The following is a 21,502-nucleotide window of genomic DNA, read 5'->3' on the forward strand; positions in this document are numbered from 1 at the left end:
AGCCGTATACGAGGAGACTTGTACGTACGGTTCGGGGGCAGGCTCCCGGAAACCTACCGTCGCAAGGCGGCAAGGCGCCGGGTGCCGAGCCTACTATATATAATTATCTGGAGTGTTCCCGCCCTTTCGACCGTCTTTGGATAAGCTCTCTCACGGATCAGGCTATCCGCAAAGGATTGGAGAACCTACGTCCGGGAAAAGAGTACGACAACCTGTATCGTTCGGCAAAAGCCCGGAGCCAAGCCGATTGGGTTGTCGGGATAAACGCTTCACAAGCCCTGTCAATATCAGCCGGGCACGGCGTATGGTCATTGGGACGGGTGCAAACACCTACACTCGCCATGATATGCAGCCGTTATCTGGAAAACAAAGATTTCAAACCGCAAACCTATTTTCAGGTAAAATTGCATACGGCAAAAGATGCAACCCAGTTCGCCGCTATTTCCACAGAACGGTACAACACAAAGCAGGAGGCAGACGACATCTTAAACCGTGTCCGATCCGCCGAATCCGTAAACGTGATAAGCGTAGAAAAGAAAGAAGCCAATCAGGAACCGCCATTGCTCTACGATTTGACTACTTTGCAGAAAGAAGCGAACAGCCGCCATAGTTTTTCAGCAGATAAAACCCTGTCGGTAGCCCAGTCGCTTTACGAAGCGAAACTTATTTCCTATCCAAGAACGGGCAGCCGTTATATTTCCGATGATGTTTTTGCCGAGATACCCGCCCTTATAGGTCAGTTATCCGGTTACGCTCCATTCGGCAACTATGCAAAAATAATGTCAGGGGCAAGCCTGAACAGGCGTTCTGTAAATGATAAGAAAGTAACAGACCACCATGCTCTGATTATCACCGAAAATATGCCGAAAGATATTTCAGCCGACCAACGTATCATATACGATATGATTGCTGCCCGAATGTTGGAAGCCTTTTCCGGCAAATGCACCAAAGAAAACACAAGCGTTTCTTTGGATGCTTCGGGCATTGCTTTTTCAGTCAAAGGTAGCATTATCCTTATTCCCGGTTGGCGTGCCGTATTGAACGCACCTGATGAAGAAAAAGGCGAAGACGATGCTCCGGCACTTCCATCCCTGTCCGATGGGGATGTACTTCCCATTAACGGAACGGACTTACTGGAGAAACAAACCAAGCCCCGCCCATTACATACGGAAAGTAGTTTATTATCTTCTATGGAAACCTGTGGTAAAGACCTTACCGACGAAACGGAACGGGAAGCGCTCAAAGAATCGGGTATCGGAACACCTGCCACCCGTGCCGCTATTATCGAAACGCTTTTCTCCCGTGAATATATTCAGCGTGAAAAAAAATCCCTTGTTCCTACCAATAAAGGATTGGTAGTCTATCTGGCTATCCGTGATAAAAAAATAGCGGACGTAGCTATGACCGGAGCATGGGAAAGCGCATTGAATAAAATAGCAACGGGAGAAATGGATGCCGATACCTTTCATAGAAGTATCGAAGTATATGCCGCACAGATTACCACCGAATTACTGGAGAAGAAAATCGAAGGCGGCAATACAAGAGAGAGCTGTCCATGTCCGAAATGTAAAAACGGTCAGGTAGTAATATTCCAAAAGGTTGCAAAATGTAACAATGAGGCTTGCGGACTGACAGTATTCCGGAATAAATCAGGAAAAGACCTGACGGACGGACAACTGAAAGACCTGCTTACCAAAGGCAAGACAGGTACTATCAAAGGCTTTAAGAGTAAAGAAAATAAGCCTTTTGATGCTGCCGTAGCTTTTGATGCAGAGTATAAAACGATATTCCAATTTGATAATTCCAAAAAGAGGAAAAAGTAATGAAAATAAGTTTGTTATTAAATTTAGGACAGGCATTGACGAGAAATGCAAATCTGGATAAGCCGACTAAAATGCTATATTCTTTTATTGATTATTGTAAAAGTCATGATTTTCCATATCCTACTATTCCAAGAATCGGAGAATTTATTTCATTGGAAGAGTTCTTTATAGAATGGGCGAAATCGCTTGATGACTGCGAATTAAATATGCTTGATAATATTAATTCGCTAACTACGTGTATCGGTAAGGAAATTAAGGTCATCAATGTTATTCACAATGTAAATCGCTCAGTCCTGTACTGTTCTGACTTGTATAAATTGGAATAAAACAGCTATCTTTGCCACTAAGAAGTTCATATGGCACAGGTTTTAATGAGAAATTATTAAATCTATCCTATTGAATTTTTTAGTGGTGGCACTGGGGAGGGATACCCCGGTGCCTTTTGCTTATCCGTATCAATAGTTTTCCACTAAAAAATTCATAGTTATGAAATACAATTCAAATTTAGAGCCTGCGGAAATGTCATACTTCCGGCTCAATCTACTTTCTTATTTACGTGATTCCCACCCCGACAAAGCAAATGACCTTTCATTTATTGCCGGACGTGGGGATATGGCAGCCGAAGCGTACAGCGAAGCCGTAAAAAGCGGTTTAGACCATATTCAAGCTGCCGAAATTGCAAACGAAGCCTTATTCAAAGGCTTACACTTTTCACCTTATAATATAGTAGTTGAAATACTTTGGAACGAGTTTTTCGACGAAGTTTCTCCGGGTGGTGCCCAGGCAAAGGCAAAAGAACTAATGCCCGAATGTCAGGCGGTATTTGCTAAATACAACCTTAGTGATGATTATGCCGAAACGACAGAGTACCAGTCGCTTTATACAGAGCTTGTCGGCACGATCCTGATACTGCTCGAAAATGAGTTACAATAAGCGAACTCATTTGCGTCAGAATATTGACGCAATAAAGTTAGCGTTAAGGCTCGACAAGGAACAAAAAAAGGCAACACCCGAAGAACGGGAAATACTCGCAAAATATTCAGGCTTTGGAGGGATTAAGGCAATCCTTAACCCTGCCGACAAACCCGAAGATATTGAGCGGTGGTCTAAATCCGAAGTCGAGCTTTTCCCGTTGGTGCAAGAACTCCACGAGGTACTCCGTGAAAGTTCTCCCACACCGGAAGTTTACAAACGCTATGTCAGTTCCCTGAAAAGTTCTATCCTTACGGCATTTTATACGCCGAAGCCTGTTATTGATGTGTTAGCGGATGCACTAAAGGATAGCGGTATAACTCCGACACGCTTTTTAGAACCCAGTGCCGGAACAGGTGCGTTTATTTCTTCTTTCAAAGATATTGCACCTGAAGCTAACGTAACCAGTTTTGAAAAAGACCTGCTAACAGGTAAAATTCTATCGCACCTTTATCCTGATGATAAGGTACGGATTGAAGGTTACGAAAAAATGGAAGGACGCTATTCACAGCATTTTGATGTGATTGCATCTAATATCCCTTTTGGAGATGTTTCGGTATTCGATCCGCTACTGTCCAACCATGAAATACCCGCCGTCAAACAATCGACACAGGCGATACACAACTACTTTTTTGTAAAAAGTGTCATGTCGGCCAGAGAAGGCGGGTTAATCGCCTTTATTACCAGTCAGGGCGTACTCAATTCGGAACAAAACAAACCGATACGGGAATACCTGATGAACTCTTGCGATGTTGTTTCAGCTATCCGTTTGCCGAACAACCTCTTTTCCGACCATGCCGGAACTGATGTCGGCAGCGACCTGATTGTATTACAACGGAATAATAAAAATATAGTTCCAAGCCAACGACAGCAGGATTTTATCGAATCCCGCAAATTATCTAACGGCATATCTATTAATAACCTGTTCCGTGATTTCAACAGAGTAGTACAAACCCGTTCCAAAATCGACACCGATCCATACGGCAAACCTGCTATTGTTTTTACCCATGAAGGCGGTATTGAGGGAATAGCCACAGATTTGCGGCAAATGCTGAAAGATGATTTTTCAAAACATTTGGATTTGCAGCGTTACCAAAACTATGCACAGGAAAACCCGGCACAGTCGGTAACACAACAATCTCAATCTGCAAAATTGGATAACAGCAATCAGATAACCGAACAGGATATTCAGGAATTAAGTGATTACGCTTCTGAAATGGACAGAAAACTGTATGCCGAACGTCCGCCACAACCCGAAGATTTTGGAATTAAAGAAAAAAAGCAGAATGAAACAGAAGAAAGACAACCGGCTGCTCCAAATACTTTTAGAGGTACTCTTTTCGATATGGATGATCCTGCCATTAAAAAAGCGCCGACTACGGAGGCGAAACCCCAGTCCGTAACGCAGGAACCATTAATAACGCTCTATGACCTTTTCGGCTTTACCCAAGAGGAACGCAGTCAGGTAAACAAACCCAAAAAGAGAGGTAGAAAATTCAAATTACAGGCAAGCAAGTCAAAGGAACTGCCGTTTATGGACTGGCGGGAAGAAATGGCGCATAATGCAGCGCAGCAACGGGAAAAGCTACAACAGGAAAGCGCCGAGGCCTATCCCGTATTCGATGCCCGTCGGGAAGAACAGTTGGAACGGCTGAAAGAGGAAGCCGAACGGGAACAGCAGGAACGCATGAAACCTGTTCCTTTCCTATTGGAAGATATACCGTCCCATTACCGTGATGGCTCACTTGTTACCGACGAAAATAATCGTATCGGTTATTTGCGTGATTTGAATGGATTTCAGCCGATGTTCCATCCGCTTCAGCTCACCGGAACACAGCAGGCGAAAGCATCCCTTTATATTGAAATACGGGACACTTATCACCACCTGTACAGCAACGAAGCAACAAGGTTGGAAGCCAATCCTGCATTAAGGGAAATGCTTAACCGACTGTATGATGATTTTACCCGCCGTTTCGGAAATATAAACGATGCGAAAAATCTTAGTCTTATAAAAATGGATGCCGGAGGAACGGAAATTCTTTCTCTGGAACGGTATATCGACGGTAAAGCCGTCAAAGCAGATATATTTCAACAACCGGTTGCCTTTAATCCCAATGAGATTACCCATGCCGATAATGCACGGGAAGCCCTGACCGCTTCGCTCAATAAACATGCAACGGTAAACCTTGAATATATGGCAGGGCTTACAGGGGGGACTTCGGATGAAATACTGGAGGAACTCAAAGGGCAGGTATTTTTCAATCCAATGATAGGCTCTTATGAAATTAAAGACAAGTTCATAAGTGGTAATGTTATCTCCAAAGCGGAACACGTAGAGCGGTATATAGAAAACCACCCCGACAATGAAGCGGCAAAAGAATCATTAAAGGCTCTGAAAGAAGCAATACCCCGTCCGATAGCATTCGAAGATTTGGATTTTAATTTCGGAGAACGGTGGATACCGTCGGGCATTTACAGCAAATACGCTTCACATTTGTTTGATACGAATGTATCGGTGCATTATGCTCAAAGCCGTGATGAATACACGCTCAAAGCCGACAGCAAAAATATCAAGATATGGGATCAGTACGCTGTTAAGGCAACAAGCCGGACTTTCGACGGTATCGCCCTGATGAAACACGCCTTGCATAATACCTCTCCTGATATAACAAAGAAAGTCAATAAGTTGATTGACGGGGAAATAAAAGAGGTCAAGGTACGTGATTCCGAATCTATTCAACTCGCCAATTCCAAGATTGACGAGATACGGAACGGTTTCGTTGAATGGCTTAACGAACAATCACCGGAGTTCAAAGACCGACTGGCAGATAAATACAACCGTACATTTAATTGTTTCGTCCGTCCGGAGTATGACGGAAGCCACCAAGAGTTTCCGGGACTGGATCTGAAAGGCTTGGGTATTCCCGACCTATACAATAGCCAAAAGGATGCAATTTGGATGGATAAACTCAATGGCGGGGGTATTATCGACCACGAAGTCCTGCGCCCATAAGGGCATATAGTAAATGTAACATTAGCAAGTTACCGGGCAAGGGTTTTCAACGCCCGTCATTAGCCAACTTATCCACTTAGTCGAAAGGCGGTGGGGAGTGTCGCATGTTGGAAACGGCATAAGTCAGTTAACTATCATACTGCTACTGAATGTCTAAATGAAATGATAGATATGAGGATGAAGACTATACTGTTTGAACGACAGCCCAAGATGTTAGTTGGTAAACCCCGACGTAAGATAGTTACGAACGTCGGGCTGCAATACTTCTACTTTCCGACTTCGAGTACGAGAGCCGAAAACCGATTGCAGGTCAGCCACAATAAGTGGAAAAGGGCGAAAATCGCATCCGACAATCTATCGCGCTATGTTACTATATGTCTAAATGGGGATTACCTAAGTAGGAATGCCGAAAGGCTATGGGGCTTGTCTCTGAATATCCTATATGGTAACAGAGTCTCCGTAGTAGTCCGAGCAAGGGAAAGCCTTGTACATGGCGAAGGGAGACAGTTGGTGTTTTTAATACGTTTAACGAAAAATGTGTGAGACATTATGAGAGATTCAGAAAATGTATTAAACAGTCTGGCTGGGCATAGCTCAGACCTGAATTACAAGTTTGAACGGCTTTATCGGCTGTTGTTCAATGAGAACCTGTATGCGTTGGCTTATCAGAATATTGCTTCCAATGAGGGCAGTTGCACGAAAGGCACAGACGGTCAGTCCATAAGTGGGATGAGCGTGGAACGCATACAAAACATCATTAACAAGTTGAAAGATGAAAGCTATCAACCTTATCCTGCAAAAAGAGTTTACATTCCTAAAAAGAATGGCAAGAAACGTCCATTAGGCATTCCCGCCTCTGACGACAAACTTGTACATGAAGTCGTAAGAATGGTTCTTGAATCCATCTATGAAGGGCATTTTGAAAAATGTTCCCACGGATTCAGACCGCACCGCAGTTGCCACACTGCATTGGCTTCCATTCATGAGGGATTTGACGGAACTCGTTGGTTTATTGAGGGCGACATCAAAGGATTCTTCGACAACATCGATCACGATGTTATGATAGATATTCTTTCGGAACGCATCTCTGACCAACGGTTCTTACGTCTGATTCGTAAATTTTTGAACGCAGGATACATGGAGAAATGGCGATTTCACAACACTTTTAGCGGAGCACCGCAAGGAGGCGTTGTCAGTCCGATTCTGGCAAATATTTATCTGGATAAACTGGATAAGCATATGCAGGAATATATTTTGGCTTTCAATAAAGGCGGTAAACGGAGAGTAAATCCAGAATACAAAAGGATTCAATCTCGAAAAGACAAACGGGTAAAGAAACTAAAGAATGAAACAGATGAGCAGAAGAAAGAAGCATTACGGCAGGAGATTAACAGGCTCCACAATGAAATGCATCAACTTCCTGCAACTCTGGACATGGACGAAAATTTCAGACGTATGAGATACGTTCGTTATGCCGATGATTTTCTGATTGGTGTAATCGGAAGTAAAGACGATTGTGTGAAAGCAAAGGAAGATATTAAAAACTACCTGTCTGACACACTGAATCTTGAACTTTCGGATGAAAAAACATTAATCACCAATTCAAGCGACAAAGCGAAGTTCTTGGGTTATGAAGTTACAATCCGCAGAAGTGAGAAGACAAGAAAGGATAACAGAGGTGTCACTCGCCGCTCTCTTAACCACAGGACAGTACTTCTCTTACCTATGGAGGTAATGAGAAAGAAACTGCTTGACTATGGTGCAATAAAAATCATAGTTGAGAACGGAAAAGAGAAATGGCAGTCCACATCCCGACCTTTCCTTAGAAATAATGATGACCTCGAAATCCTGAACCGATACAACTCGGAGATAAGAGGAATCTATAATTATTATTGTCTTGCCAACAACTGCAACATTCTTAACAGTTTCTACTACCACATGAAAGAAAGTATGTACAAGACGTTTTCGTCAAAGTATGAATCAACTGTACGGAAGATTATCAACAAATATACTCGTGATAAAATATTCCGTGTGCAGTATGAGGATAACAAAGGCAAAATAAAAGAGCGTACTTTATATCATGGTGGGTTCAGGCAACAAAAGCATGCAAGATTGGACTTTGCGGACAATCTGCCCAGTTATCGCGCAACCCAAAGTACAAGCCTAATGGCTCGGCTTAAGGCACGCGAATGTGAATATTGCGGAGCAACGGACAATTTGAAAATGTTTCATGTCCGTAAACTCAAAAATCTGGAAGGCAAACAGGAATGGGAACGTTTTATGATTGCCCGAAAGAGGAAAACAATAGCTGTTTGTTACAACTGTTATAGCAAAATTCATGGAAACAAGAAATAGACTGAATATATCAATGGAGAGCCGTATACATGGAGACGTGTACGTACGGTTCGGTGGCGAGCATATTGAAACCTACCGTCCGAAAGGACGGCAAGGCGCGATGTGCTTAGCCTGTGGGGGCGGTAAAACCCTGATAATGTGTGTAAGCGCCTACGAGAAAAAACGTTTGGGATTGGTAAATAAACCGCTCATTATGGCGCTCAAAGCCAATGTTCATGAAATAGCCCAAACTTTCTGTACGGCTTACCCCAATGCAAAAGTGTTGTATCCGGGTAAAGAAGATTTCACCCCTGCTAAACGGGCGAAGATTTTCAACGAAATGAAGAATAACAACTGGGATGCAATCATTTTAACACACGAACAGTTTGGTATGATACCCCAGTCACCCGAAATTCAGCAACGGATATTACAGGCGGAACTTGATAGCGTAGAAGAAAATCTGGAAGTGTTACGGGCACAAGGAAAGGAGATTTCCCGTGCTATGGAAAAAGGTTTAGTTAAAAGACAATTAAACCTTGAAGCCAAATTGGAAAATATAACCTACCAGATTGAGAACCGCAAGGATGACACCGTAGATTTCCGTCTTATGGGTATCGACCACTTGTATGTTGATGAGAGCCACCGATTCAAGAACCTGACCTTTACAACCCGACACGACAGGGTTGCAGGTCTGGGTAATGCCGAAGGCTCACAACGTGCCTTGAATATGCTTTTTGCCCTGCGTACCATTCAGGACAGGACGGGAAAAGATTTGGGAGCCACTTTTCTTTCAGGCACAACCATTTCCAACAGTTTGACAGAGTTATACTTGCTTTTCAAGTATCTCCGGCCGAACGAACTGGAACGACAGGGTATTAATACATTCGATGCGTGGGCGGCAATCTTCGCCAAAAAGTCGATAGACTACGAATTTTCGGTAACGAATGAAATTGTGCAAAAAGAACGCTTTCGGTATTTTATCAAAGTACCCGAATTGGCAGCTTTTTATGCCGAAATAACAGACTATCGTTCTGCGGAGGATATTGGTATCGACCGCCCTGTAAAGAATGAAATTCTGCATAATATTCCACCAACACCCGACCAACAGGAGTTTATACAAAAGTTGGTAGAGTTCGCCAAAACAGGTAAAGGTGAAATATTAGGACGTGCGCCATTATCGGAAAGCGAAGAAAAAGCAAAAATGCTTATCGCTACCGATTACGCGCGAAAGATGTCCCTCGATATGCGACTGATTGATCCAGTTAAATATGGCGACCATGTGGACAACAAGGCTTCCCATGTGGCTAAAATGGTATCAGACTACTACACAAAATTCAAAGACCACAAAGCAACCCAGTTCGTTTTCTCCGATTTAGGCACTTACAAACCCGGAGAATGGAACCCATGCTCCGAGATAAAGCGTAAACTGGTGGATGACTATGGAATCCCGGCTCACGAAATACGCTTTATTCAGGAAGCCAAAACGGATAAGGCTCGTAAAACCATGATTAAGGATATGAACGAGGGTAAAATCCGTGTATTGTTCGGCTCTACCGAAATGTTGGGAACCGGAGTAAACGCCCAGAAACGATGCGTTGCAATCCACCATTTAGATGCGCCTTGGCGACCGTCAGACTTGGAACAGCGGGACGGTCGGGGCATTCGCAAGGGCAATGAAATTGCGAAGCTATATGCGGATAATAAAGTAGATGTACTTATCTATGCTGTGGAAAAATCGTTAGATGCGTACAAGTTCGGTTTACTTCACAACAAGCAGCTTTTCATTCGCCAGTTGAAAAATAATTCACTGGGTAGCCGTACTATCGACGAGGGAAGTATGGACGAAAAAGGCGGTATGAACTTCTCTGAATATGTGGCAATTCTTTCCGGCAATACCGAATTACTGGAGAAAGCACGATTGGAAAAGAAAATCGCTTCTTTGGAATCCGAACGACAGGCATTCATGCGTGGCAAGTCATCATCACGTTACAAATTGGAGGATATTATATCCAATGTAGAGCAAAACAACGGGTTTATTAGCCGTATATCCAAAGATATTGAAGCGTTTAACACCCGTGTTCAGCATCAGCCGGACGGTATTACCCGCCTGAATCCTGTTCAGTTAGACGGATTACAGGGCAGTAACCCAAAAGAAGTCGGGCTGAAGCTAAATGAAATAGCCGACAAAGCCCGCACACATGGAGCGCATGAGAAAATTGGTACACTTTACGGTTTTGATTTAATGGTAAAATCTGAAACCACTAATAAAGATGGCTTCGATGTTATACAAAATCGTTTCTTTATTAAGGGAGAGGGCAATATTCTCTACAATTATAATCACGGGGTAATGGCTACTGATCCGAAGACCGCAGCACAAAATTTCCTGAATGCACTCGATACCATGCCTAAACTTTTGGAGAAGTATCAAGCGGATAATGAGAAGTTGCAAAAGGATATACCTGTACTGAAAGAAGTAGTCGAAGGTACTTGGCGTAAGGAACCGGAACTGAAAACCCTGAAAGACGAGTTAATAAAGTTGGATAGGGAAATTCAGCTCTCACTTACTCCAATCAGTGAAACTGAAGGACAAGCGGAAACTGTACCTGATAAGACTGTTTCTACTACCAATCAGAACCAGTCGCAAGGCAAGACCGAAACATCGACTGTTCGGGATGCACCATTGCCAAATACTTTGCAGGGAGTTAAAGAAATAATGGGCGATAGGCTTGTTATTGCATCGGTGGGTGGTAGTCCGCCGAAAGTGGATAAAAAGGATTCTTCTAAAAATTTCAAACTGTAAAAATAAAGCCCGTGCCTGTCATCACGACGGTACGGGCTTTTGAATATAAATTCATAAAAACTATAAATATGGAAATAGTAATGCCCTCACGGGTTTTTCTTATTGTTGCCCCTTTTCTTGTTAAAGTTTTCCCTGATGAAAATATGAACATCACTTTCTTTGTAGTATGTCTTATGATAAACTGTCTGAAAAGGCAGTTCTCCGGTACTACGATAGCGTTGCAGGGTGCGTTTACTTACATTAAGCAACATGCACAAATCCTGATTATCAAGCAAAATTTCTCCATCTAACATATTCCTACGTTTACTCATTTTATCAAGTATTTTATCTATTTTGTCGAAGCGATCCATGATACGCTCCATCCATGCTTCAAAATTTTCTCTATCTATATACATAGTATTTCGTTTTTAGATGATATGCCCTATCATAAAGTAGTTTTGATTGGACGGATCTTTTATAATTATATCTTTCTCTCGCATATATTTAATATAGCTTTTGGCGGTACGTTCCTTTACATCCATTATCTGCTGTATGCGGTCGCATAGGTCTATATAGGTCAGATGCCTTTGTGAATCGAATATCTCACGGGCAACTGTCGCCAGTTCTTTCTCTTTCCTTTTTTCTTTTTCCTCTCGTGGTTTTTCTCCGATATATATGTGCATACCTAATTCTTTATCCCACGAAAACTGCATTAAAGGAACGTCGAGAGGACTGCCGTCCCTTACTTTGAGCGCCTTCACCACTGATATTGACGGATCGCTGTCAAGTTCTATACTAAGGATTGCAGCAGCTTTGCGTTGTAATTCCGAACCAAGATGCCCACGCAATTTCAAGCCATTGGGTACATAATGAAGCACACATATAATACAGGTACGGTATATTCCTGCCAACCTGTATAGTTCATCCATAATCCTGATGCTTTCAACTTCGTCATTTGCCGATGACACTAAATCTGCTATCCCGTCAATGACAACTAAGCGAATGCCCTCATATTCGTAATGGTACTTATCCATACTCTGAACAATAGCTTGTAACCGTTCTTTTCGGGACATTCCCGTAAGAGAAAAAGCCCGTAGTTCTTCCGGTTTTTCTTCCAGTTTAGCACGCTTTAAAAGATTTGATACATTTTTGAAAAGCTGTACTTCCGATTGTTCCGTATCATAGAGCAAAACCGCTTTATGGTCGGAATTATCCCGTACATCAACGCCTAACGTATCAATGGGACGATTGTCGTTTCTTATCGAACCTGCAATCAGGGCAGCAACATAGTTGCTTTTTCCTGTGCCTTCACCGCCAGTAATACAAAGTATGTTACCCTGTGTGCCCAGTGGTACGTCGCCGGCAGATATAACTTCTTCTGCTTTTGCCGGAGGATTGTTAAAATCAATTTCGCATGATTTCAGCATGGTCATTGTTTCATTATATAGGTTATCAAGAAAATCGAGAAATAATTGTCGGAACTCTTTCCGGCTATTACCCTTACTGAAATAGTCGGTAATATCTTTGTCCTTTTTTTCTCCCGAAAGTGGGAGTACAAGACGTTTAACACCATATTCGGACAATGCCTTTTCATGCTTCACCGCACTATCTGTTCCTGTTTTATCTGCATCATAGAGCAGTACAATATGTTTAAACCGGAATGTCAGTTTGTAGATGATCCCTGTCGGGATTATAGAGGTTTCACTATTAAAGCAGATAGCGTGGAATCCATGAGCGGCAAGTGTCATCACGTCTTTTTCTCCGCCGGTGATAAACAGCGTATCTCCTTTGGCGGGTAATTGCTCCAGTCCGAAACAGTAATTCTCCCCGATATTACCACCATATAAAAAACGGACTTCCGAAAACGGACGGTAAATCTTCACATACCGTTTACTCATATATCCGAAAATAGGCTCATTTTCTGATGAAGTATAGTAGAATGGTTTATTGTCTTTATTTTCGCTTCTAAATTCTTTCAGGGAAACTGTTTTGTAGTATTTCAATATTTCGGGCGTAATACCTGATTGCTTCCAAAAATCCAGTTCTTTTTGAGTGAATTTTTGTTGAATGATATTATACGGTTTGTTTTTGGGTAGTTCAGGCGTAGGCTGTTGTTTGTTCGATGTGATTGGCTGCGGAGTATGAGAGTAATCGGAATCACCCAGTCCTAATGCCATATCCCTGTTTATTGTCTTTAATATTTCGACAAAATCAGCTCCATTGCTACAATCCAAACCGTTCAATCTTCCAACGAAGAAAAAGCAATCGCCACTGTAATCGTCATTGCCGAAATCCTTAATTTTATAAACGCCATTACGACGGTCAAAATATACATTGCACGATGCTTTACGGTCTTCATACAAAGGATTAAGGAAATTACGTCCTGTTTTCCATTGGACTGGGATATAGTGTTTGAATACGTCCAAACCGTTATTCGTCCGTCTTAATAATTCGTCTTTGTTGAGCATGGAGTTTATGATTATTTATAAGGTCATTCATACATTCATCGGTGCTGCGGATTCTTTTCTCAGTAAGCATCCGTTTTATTTCAGCAATGGTATAATATGATTTGCCGGAGATAATGGAATAAGAAATCATCCGGTTACTTCGCAAACGTTGAAGTGTTCGTTCGCTGATTTTGAGAAAGGTGCAAACTTCGTAACTGTCCACCCACATTTCGTCCGGGTTGGTAGTATCATCATCCTGATGATCTATCACGAATTTCGCTATGGCATTAATTTTGGAAACTAATTCTTTGTATGCCTGTGATTCTATTGTAATGACATCCATAATTGCTACTTATTGAATTGATGCAAAGTTCGGAAGTTGCAAAAACGTAGAATGACAAGTTGCTATAACTATTTTTGAAATTTCATTCTAAATATCTAATAATCAGAATGTTTTAGTTTTGTTTTTTTAGGAATGTAAAGTGAGAATCTTTACATTGGGTATTTTTGGAAGAAAAAGACGTAAAAAAGCCCTGAAAATGATAGTTTTTCAGGGCTAAAAGAGGGAAAATCCGTTAAGATAAACTTTATATCATCTTTATATTGATTTTCTCATAACTTATTGATAATGAATTGATTTTTATAATTACTTCTGCTGTTTTTTTATTGACCACCTGACATTTTACCTGTTATCGTCATCATCCATTTTTTTGTTAAGGCTATCTCGCAATGAATCAAGATATAAAGTCCGGCTTTCTTTCCGGTTTCTGATATTCAAATAGATGCGGTAAAACTCTCCGGCATCGGTATTGAAAACATTACAGAAATAATCTATCAACTCTTTAATATCAATGTTTCCATAATTTATGCTTCCTTTTGCATATATAGCATAAATCAGTTCGACAAGTTCTGTTTTAGTTCCTGTCCAAGTATGTTTTATACGGGGAAATTTAGAGTTATCCATTTCGTTTTCAGGATGTTTTTCCAGTTTATTTAATTCAGCATTGAGATAAATACGGAGCATCTCATTGGCTAATATTTTAGAAACTTTGTAATCAAAACTGGTAGAAAAATTATTATCCCTTTCAAAGTAGAAGCAATCTACATTAAGTTCAATATTCGGCTCTACCCGAAGAAAATAATAACGGTCAAGATGAGTCTTCTCTGTCCTGTAATACTGGTAGAAATCTAAGTTTTTATCAAAATAATCTTTTATCCTGTCTAATTCCCTTATTATATAATTTTTCTGTGCCGTATCACTTCCAGTCGGTCGATTAGTTTCTATCTTATAAATCTCCGAGTAATAGATTAATTTGCTGAAAAGTTGGGGTTTGTACTCTTTAAAAAAACATATTTCTTCATCATCACTTTTGAACTTATAATCGTTCAGTTTCATCTTTAGCTGTTGCATAATTCCTTTTAGCAACAAAACTGCTTTTTTAGCTTTTCTTAAAGAGGCTTCTTCTTCCAGTTCAATAGCTTCAAGCTGATCATTCACTTTTTCGATTATAGTATTGACGTGTTTATTCATAAGGCTATATTTTAGGTACAAACCCCAACAGGGCATAATTAAAATTTCATTTTCAAAATCCTAATAGCGTTCAATATCGCCAATAACGATACCCCAACATCAGCAAATACCGCTTCCCATAAGGTTGCAACACCTCCTGCACCCAAAATCAACACAATGAGCTTTACACCAAAAGCCAGACTTATATTCTGTATAACAATTCGGCGTGTAGCTTTGCCTATTGTTATAGCCGTTGCTATCCGGCTCGGTTGGTCTGTCTGAATAATAACGTCTGCCGTTTCTATGGCAACGTCGCTACCCAGTCCACCCATTGCAATGCCTACGTCGCTCATGGCAAGAACAGGCGCATCGTTTATCCCATCGCCTACAAAAGCAATGTTATTACCCGGATCGGACTTCAACTGCTCTACATACTCAACCTTTCCTTCGGGCAGCAGATCGCCATGCGCTTGCGTAACGTTCAACTCTGTGGCAAGCTGCGAAACGATGGCCTGTTTATCTCCTGACAGCATTACAATATTCTTAATTCCTAACTCACGCAAAGCGTTCACGGCTGTAGCTGCATCCTCTTTCGGAGCATCGGCTACCAGAATATATCCGGAATAGATGCCATTGATAGCGCAAACAACAATCGTTTCGGGTATAGTCGCTATTTCCGGCGGGAACTCTACATTGTTTTTTATCAATAATTTAGGATTACCCACAAGAACTATTTTACCATTGATAGAAGCCTGTAAGCCGTGCCCTGCGATTTCATTCACAATCTCCGGCTTAATTACTTCGATATTCTGCTCTTTTGCATATTCCACAATAGCTTTCGCTATGGGATGCGTACTTTGCGTTTCAACCGAAGCCACTAAATTCACAAGGTCTGTTTCGAGCAGAAAATCTGCCGGAACAATCTTTTGTACCTTGAAAACTCCCTGTGTCAGTGTTCCGGTTTTATCCATCACCACCGTATTTACTTTGGTAATGGCTTCCAAATAGTTGCTTCCTTTAAATAGTATTCCTTTACGGCTTGCCGCCCCGATACCACCAAAGTAGCCCAACGGTATGCTGATAACCAAAGCACACGGGCAGGAAATAACGAGGAATACCAATCCACGATAAACCCAGTCGTACAACACAAAATTGAATGCCGGATTAATAGCAGAGTATGCCAGTGGTAATAACACTATAAGCGCAGCCAGTGCCACCACTATCGGAGTATAGATGCGGGCAAATTTGCGTATGAACTGTTCTGCGGGTGCCTTTTTTTCTGTGGCGTTCTGAACAAGGTCAAGAATACGAGCCAAAGCACTCATACCAAATGGTTTCGTTACTTCAATTCTTGAAACATTGTCGGTAAGTATCATACCTGCAAATACGTCCTCATTTTTCCGTATCGTTCTGGGAACACTCTCTCCAGTTAATGCCGAAGTATTAAAAGATGCCGATTCATTCAGTAAAATTCCGTCAAGAGGCACTCTTTCGCCTACCTTGACTTCCACAATATCACCTACATTTACATTCTCCGGCGACATTATTTCAGTTTTATCCATCTTAATAACTGTCGCTGTTTCTGGTCGGACATCAAGTAATGCACTAATGCTCCTTTTTGCACGGTTTACCGCTGCATCCTGAAAGAGTTCGCCTACGGCATAGAACAGCATTACTGCAACGCCTTCGGGGTATTCTCCGATAAAGAACGCCCCGATGGTAGCTATACTCATCAATGTAAACTCGCTGAATACGTCTTTCTGGCGAATGGCTTCCCATGCTTCTTTTATCACCGGTAAGCCTACCGGAATATAAGCGATGATATACCATGCGAGTTGTACCCACTTATCGGCAAAGAACGAAAGCCCGACAGCGGAAAAGATGATGCCTGCAATCAGCATCACAAAGGAGATAGCCGCCCGGATGTAACCTCTTTTCTGTGAGGTATCCATTTCCTGTTTGGTCTTGTCTATAACACAAGCCCCATCATTGCAATTTCCCATAATTATTTTAATTTATCGTTTATACTTCTTTTTATACAATTCCTCATTCAAAAACACAAATGGTAATAGTGTAAACAAAGTCCCAAAGAATAAGACTTCCTTTAACGGCCATCTATGAAAGAAACAATGATGATGGGGACATCTGGTTACATAATACCATAACAAAAAACCTAATGTAATCCCAATGGTTATACTTAACGCTACAATCCATTTTTTTGCTCTTGAACTAATCATTTTTTTCTTTGCAATGACCTTACTCTTTTTTTTCTTTTGCTGTCTTTTCATGACATCATTTTTTAGAGTTCTACGGCTGCAAGTTCGGCAAATGCCAGTTGATAATCCCTTTCGGCTGCAAGCGTCTGGTTTACGTTGTCGTAGTACAATCCCATTTCAACCATGTAATCAAGCAAGGATATTTCACCCGCATCAAGTGCTTTTTTCAACAGGATGGTATTATTTACGTTTGCCAGCGATTTACGATATTTGTCGGCAGTAGTTTTCAGTCCCATTGCTTTGGAATACTGTATTTGCAGTTGGCTGAAAAACTGTTGCTTGGTATCGGCTTCGCGGCTTTGGGCAGCAGCAACAGATGCCTTTGCCTGTTTCACCTGATTTTTATTCGACCATAGCGGTATGGATATACCAAGCGACACACCCTGATACCGTTGTCCGACTACTTTTTCACTCATGTATCCGGCGGTAAACTTAGGCAGGTTCATCGCTTTGCTTAGTGATACCTGTTTCTGGCTTACTTCGATTTCGTTACGCACGTATGCCAACACCGGGTTTTTATCTTCGGCTTGTACATACCAGTCGTTAAAGTTCAACGGAAGCTCACGGCTGCCGTAGTCTGCATCATTAAAGACTACGTCGATACCGCCGTTCAGCCTTTTCAACTGGGCAAGGAGTGCATCACGTTCTACTTCCATGCGCGATATTTCTCCTTGTATGGTAGAAAGGTTCAGGTTTACTTTGTTGTACTCCAAGATACTTACGTCGCCCCTGTCCATACGGTCTTTATAACCTTTGGCAATGGTTTCTGCATGTTCCAGACGCAAATAAAGTTCTTTAAGCAGGGAATTGTAATATATCAGTTCAATGCAGTATTGTTTTGCTTCGAGCAATATATTCATACGGTCGGCTTTGTACTGCCATTCCACAAGGTTGTTTCTACCGTTTGCTAACCGACTTTTCATTCCCGTAATGGTGGGAATGTCGAATGTCTGCGATACGCTAAAATCGGTACGATTACCTATATTTGAAGGGTTACCCCAGAGATAATTGAAGCCCACTTCCGGATCATCAAGGAAGATGCCCGTTTTGTTTTGCAGCTTATCCGCTTCAACTTGTTCGCGGAGGGCTTTCAGGGTTGTATTGTTCTCTTCTATCGAAGACAATACAGGGTTGATATTATTCTGCGCATTGAGCGTTATGCCTGCGAAGAGTACCAACATGGTTATTATGATTGTTCTCATTCTAATTCTAATTTAGTGTTGTTTACTTCAGGTTCCTCGTTGTCCAGAATTTCGGTTTCAACTACTTTCCTGTTTGTAATTAAGTACATGATAGGAATAATAAAGCCGTTGAGCAAAGTCGATGTGAGCAATCCGCCCAGGATAACCTTTGCCATCGGACTTTGTATTTCGTTACCCGGCAAATCACCACCCAATGCAAGCGGTATCAGTGCAAGACCGGAGGTTAATGCGGTCATCAAGATGGGGTTTAGACGGTCTAACGAGCCGGTCATTACCGCATCAAGTTTGCTATACCCCTCTGCCACAAGGTCGTTGTATCGTGAGATAAGCAACATACCGTTACGTGTAGCGATACCGAACAGGGAGATAAACCCGATAATAGCCGGTATGCTCAGAACGCCGTTAGTAAAGAAAATGGCAAACACTCCGCCGATAAGGGCAAGCGGCAGGTTAAGCAGGATAACAACGGACTGGTTTATGCTCTTAAACTGCGCAAACAGAAGCATGAAAATAGCAAGAATGGAGAAGATTGAGGTAATAAGCAGGGTGCGTGATGCTGCCTGTTCGCTCTCAAACTGTCCGCCGTACTCAATATGATAACCTTCGGGCAGTTCTATCTTTTCGTTTACGATGTCCTGAATGTCATTTACTACTCCGCGCAGGTCACGTCCGGCAACGTTAGCCGATATTACAATCTTACGGGCAACGTTTTCCCTATTGATGGTGTTGGGGCCTGTGGACGATGTTATTTCGGCTATATTACTCAATGGAATTTTACGTCCGTTGGCATCAACAATAAGGTTCTTTATCCTTTCGGCTGTTTCACGGCTATCGTCGTTTACTTTTAGGGTAAGGTCGAACGAGCGGTTTTCTTCGTACACCTGTGAAACGACTTCACCTGCGAGCATGACGTTTACAATCTTCGCAAAGTCGGGTAAGGTTATGCCGTATTTCGCCATTACTTCCCTTTTGGGTTCTATCTTCAACTGCGGACGTTCCACTTGTTGTTCTACGTTCAGATCGGCAATACCTTCAATGTCCTGAATGTTTGCTTTTATTTGGTTACCGATGGAGAACATTTTATTGAGGTCTGTTCCGAACAACTTGATAGCGATGTTGGCACGTGTACCGGATAACATAGCGTCGATACGGTGCGAAATGGGTGCGCCTATTTCTATATTCACTCCCGGCAACACTTTTATCTTTTCGCGTATTTCGGCAAGCACTTCATCTTTGGAACGTTTATCGAGGATGAACGGTGCTTCGATTTCCGATACGTTTACACCGAGTGCGTGTTCATCGAGTTCGGCACGTCCTGTTTTCCGTCCTACGGTTTGAACTTCGGGTATGGAAAGCAAGATATCTTCTGCTATACGCCCCATCTTGTCGGATTCTTCAAGCGATATACCGGGCATACTACTGATGCTTACGGTAAATGAACCCTCATTGAATGGCGGCAGGAAGCTACGACCTAATGAGAAGAAAATGATAACGGCAATCACTAAAACAACACCTGTTCCGCCAAGTACCCATTTCTTGTATTTGAGTGTCCATTTAAGGGCTACCTCGTAAACGATTTTCAGTTTCCTTACTATATACGGTTCACGTTCCGGTTTATCATCTTTTCGTGGTTTACCCAACAGGTAGCTACACAATACTGGAGTAAGGGTTAAGGCTACTACGGTAGAAGCTATCAATGCCATAATAAAGGCTACTCCTAACGGTGCAAGCATACGACCTTCCATTCCAGAAAGGAAGAACAAGGGAACGAAGCTGGCGATGATGATAAATGTGGAGTATAGAATTGGCATACGCACTTCTTTGGAAGCATCGAACACGACGTTGAGTACGGTTTTTTGCAGTTCCTTTGGTTTCTGCCTGTTCTCCCGCAATCGCTTGAACACATTTTCTACATCGACAATGGCATCATCCACAAGCGAGCCAATAGCAATAGCCATACCTCCGAGGCTCATGGTATTAATAGTAAGCCCCATGAATTTTAAGGAGAGTATTGCAAAGACTAATGACAACGGTATCGTTACAAGTGATATAATGGTTGTACGTGCGTTCATCAGGAAGATAACGAAAACGATAACCACGAAGATACCCCCTTCGTACAATGATTTCTGTACGTTATTGATGGAGTTGTCTATAAAACGTGCCTGACGAAAGATGTCGGTTGTTATCTTCACATCTGCCGGAAGCTGTTTCTGTAAATCGGCAAGCGAAGCGTCAAGTTTGTCTGTCAATTCGAGCGTACTTGTAGCCGGTTGCTTGGTAACAGTTATCAATACGGCAGCTTTGCCGTCGTTGGATGCCATACCCAGTTTAGGTGCTTTATCTCCTATTTTTACTTCAGCAATGTTTTCTATCAGGATAGGAACATTGTTTACTGTTTTGATAACAGCTTTTCCCAATGATGGTATTTTATTTGTTGAAAGCACGCCACGGATGATAAATTCGTTTCCGTATTCATACAATACACCACCTGCGGCGTTCTGGTTCATTTCGGTAACGACGTCGATTACTTCATTGAGTCCGATGTTGTAATGTTTCATCTTTCCGGGATCGAGCAATATCTGGTATTCCTTGATTTCACCACCGAGAACGGTTACCTGTGCCACTCCACCTGTTGATAATAAACGGGGGCGGATAGTCCAGTCAGATAATGTCCGCAAATCCTGTAATGAGGTTGAATCGGCGGTTACTCCGATAATCATAAGCTCACCCAGTATGGACGATTGCGGCCCCAACGTCGGATTACCAACGTTAGACGGCAACTGGTCATTGACAACGGCTAACTTTTCGGATACAATCTGACGGGCACGGTAGATGTCCGTTCCCCAGTTAAATTCTACCCATACGATAGAAAAGCCTGTGGTAGAGGATGAACGCACACGGCGTACATCAGTAGCACCGTTCAGGGCGGTTTCGACAGGGAAAGTAACGAGCCGTTCGACTTCTTCGGGAGCCATACCTCGTGCCTCTGTCATCACCACAACGGTGGGTGCATTGAGGTCGGGAAATACATCGACTTCCATATTGACGGCTGTATAGGTTCCTGCCAGCATAAGCAGCAGGGATGCCACTAAAACAACGACACGGTTGTTCAGCGAGAATTTTATTATCTTGTTCAACATACTGAT

11 protein-coding genes and 2 pseudogenes are annotated in these 21,502 nt (G+C 42.2%); 6 read left to right on the forward strand and 7 right to left on the reverse strand.

Annotation, left to right across the window (positions count from 1 at the left end):
* The 6 genes and pseudogenes from D0T60_RS11000 to D0T60_RS11025 form a co-directional block, all read left to right on the forward strand.
* On the forward strand, window positions 1-1,823 hold a 1,823-nt coding region (locus D0T60_RS11000), incomplete at its 5' end, for a type IA DNA topoisomerase (protein ID WP_239059544.1).
* On the forward strand, window positions 1,823-2,149 hold the full coding sequence (locus D0T60_RS11005) for a hypothetical protein (protein ID WP_129733335.1): 327 nt from the start codon (window positions 1,823-1,825) through the stop codon (window positions 2,147-2,149). The genes D0T60_RS11000 and D0T60_RS11005, both read left to right, overlap by 1 nt.
* A gap of 160 nt (window positions 2,150-2,309) precedes the next feature.
* Window positions 2,310-2,756, forward strand: coding sequence for a DUF1896 family protein (locus tag D0T60_RS11010; RefSeq protein WP_129733336.1), 447 nt, complete (start codon window positions 2,310-2,312; stop codon window positions 2,754-2,756).
* Window positions 2,743-5,796: pseudogene (locus D0T60_RS11015) on the forward strand (N-6 DNA methylase); the annotation flags it as partial. The gene D0T60_RS11010 and the pseudogene D0T60_RS11015, both read left to right, overlap by 14 nt.
* 561 nt (window positions 5,797-6,357) lie before the next feature.
* A complete protein-coding gene (locus D0T60_RS11020; protein WP_163218240.1) occupies window positions 6,358-8,163 on the forward strand; it encodes a reverse transcriptase/maturase family protein in 1,806 nt (601 codons plus the stop codon).
* Window positions 8,164-8,278: 115 nt separating this feature from the next.
* Window positions 8,279-10,942, forward strand: a pseudogene (locus D0T60_RS11025) (helicase-related protein); the annotation flags it as partial.
* Between the two features lie 86 nt (window positions 10,943-11,028).
* Here the strand turns inward: D0T60_RS11025 and D0T60_RS11030 are convergent.
* The 7 genes from D0T60_RS11030 to D0T60_RS11060 form a co-directional block, all read right to left on the reverse strand.
* On the reverse strand, window positions 11,029-11,337 hold the full coding sequence (locus D0T60_RS11030) for a helix-turn-helix domain-containing protein (RefSeq protein WP_129733338.1): 309 nt from the start codon (window positions 11,335-11,337) through the stop codon (window positions 11,029-11,031).
* Window positions 11,338-11,349: 12 nt separating this feature from the next.
* The gene (locus D0T60_RS11035) at window positions 11,350-13,389 is read right to left on the reverse strand and encodes an AAA family ATPase (protein ID WP_163176179.1); all 2,040 of its coding nucleotides are present in this window, start codon (window positions 13,387-13,389) and stop codon (window positions 11,350-11,352) included.
* On the reverse strand, window positions 13,352-13,711 hold the full coding sequence (locus D0T60_RS11040; RefSeq protein ID WP_129733340.1) for a helix-turn-helix domain-containing protein: 360 nt from the start codon (window positions 13,709-13,711) through the stop codon (window positions 13,352-13,354). The genes D0T60_RS11035 and D0T60_RS11040 overlap by 38 nt, the downstream gene beginning before the upstream one ends.
* A gap of 339 nt (window positions 13,712-14,050) precedes the next feature.
* On the reverse strand, window positions 14,051-14,899 hold the full coding sequence (locus tag D0T60_RS11045) for an RteC domain-containing protein (protein WP_163176180.1): 849 nt from the start codon (window positions 14,897-14,899) through the stop codon (window positions 14,051-14,053).
* 38 nt (window positions 14,900-14,937) lie between these two features.
* Entirely contained in the window at window positions 14,938-16,881 is a 1,944-nt protein-coding gene (locus tag D0T60_RS11050; protein WP_129733342.1) for a heavy metal translocating P-type ATPase, read from the reverse strand.
* A 296-nt stretch (window positions 16,882-17,177) separates the two neighbouring features.
* Entirely contained in the window at window positions 17,178-18,356 is a 1,179-nt protein-coding gene (locus D0T60_RS11055; protein WP_129733344.1) for a TolC family protein, read from the reverse strand.
* On the reverse strand, window positions 18,353-21,496 hold the full coding sequence (locus tag D0T60_RS11060) for an efflux RND transporter permease subunit (protein ID WP_129733345.1): 3,144 nt from the start codon (window positions 21,494-21,496) through the stop codon (window positions 18,353-18,355). Before D0T60_RS11060 ends, D0T60_RS11055 begins: the two co-directional genes overlap by 4 nt.
* Window positions 21,497-21,502: the final 6 nt, after the last annotated feature.

Origin of the sequence: Bacteroides sp. 224 (assembly GCF_010500995.1) — a bacterium.
Lineage (GTDB): Bacteria > Bacteroidota > Bacteroidia > Bacteroidales > Bacteroidaceae > Bacteroides.

Bases quoted from the DNA above. Each gene is read 5' to 3' on its own strand.
- D0T60_RS11005 (WP_129733335.1), top strand. From the start codon at position 1,823: ATGAAAATAAGTTTGTTATTAAATTTAGGACAGGCATTGACGAGAAAT.
- D0T60_RS11010 (WP_129733336.1), top strand. From the start codon at position 2,310: ATGAAATACAATTCAAATTTAGAGCCTGCGGAAATGTCATACTTCCGG.
- D0T60_RS11020 (WP_163218240.1), top strand. From the start codon at position 6,358: ATGAGAGATTCAGAAAATGTATTAAACAGTCTGGCTGGGCATAGCTCA.
- D0T60_RS11030 (WP_129733338.1), bottom strand. From the start codon at position 11,337: ATGTATATAGATAGAGAAAATTTTGAAGCATGGATGGAGCGTATCATG.
- D0T60_RS11035 (WP_163176179.1), bottom strand. From the start codon at position 13,389: ATGCTCAACAAAGACGAATTATTAAGACGGACGAATAACGGTTTGGAC.
- D0T60_RS11040 (WP_129733340.1), bottom strand. From the start codon at position 13,711: ATGGATGTCATTACAATAGAATCACAGGCATACAAAGAATTAGTTTCC.
- D0T60_RS11045 (WP_163176180.1), bottom strand. From the start codon at position 14,899: ATGAATAAACACGTCAATACTATAATCGAAAAAGTGAATGATCAGCTT.
- D0T60_RS11050 (WP_129733342.1), bottom strand. From the start codon at position 16,881: ATGGGAAATTGCAATGATGGGGCTTGTGTTATAGACAAGACCAAACAG.
- D0T60_RS11055 (WP_129733344.1), bottom strand. From the start codon at position 18,356: ATGAGAACAATCATAATAACCATGTTGGTACTCTTCGCAGGCATAACG.
- D0T60_RS11060 (WP_129733345.1), bottom strand. From the start codon at position 21,496: ATGTTGAACAAGATAATAAAATTCTCGCTGAACAACCGTGTCGTTGTT.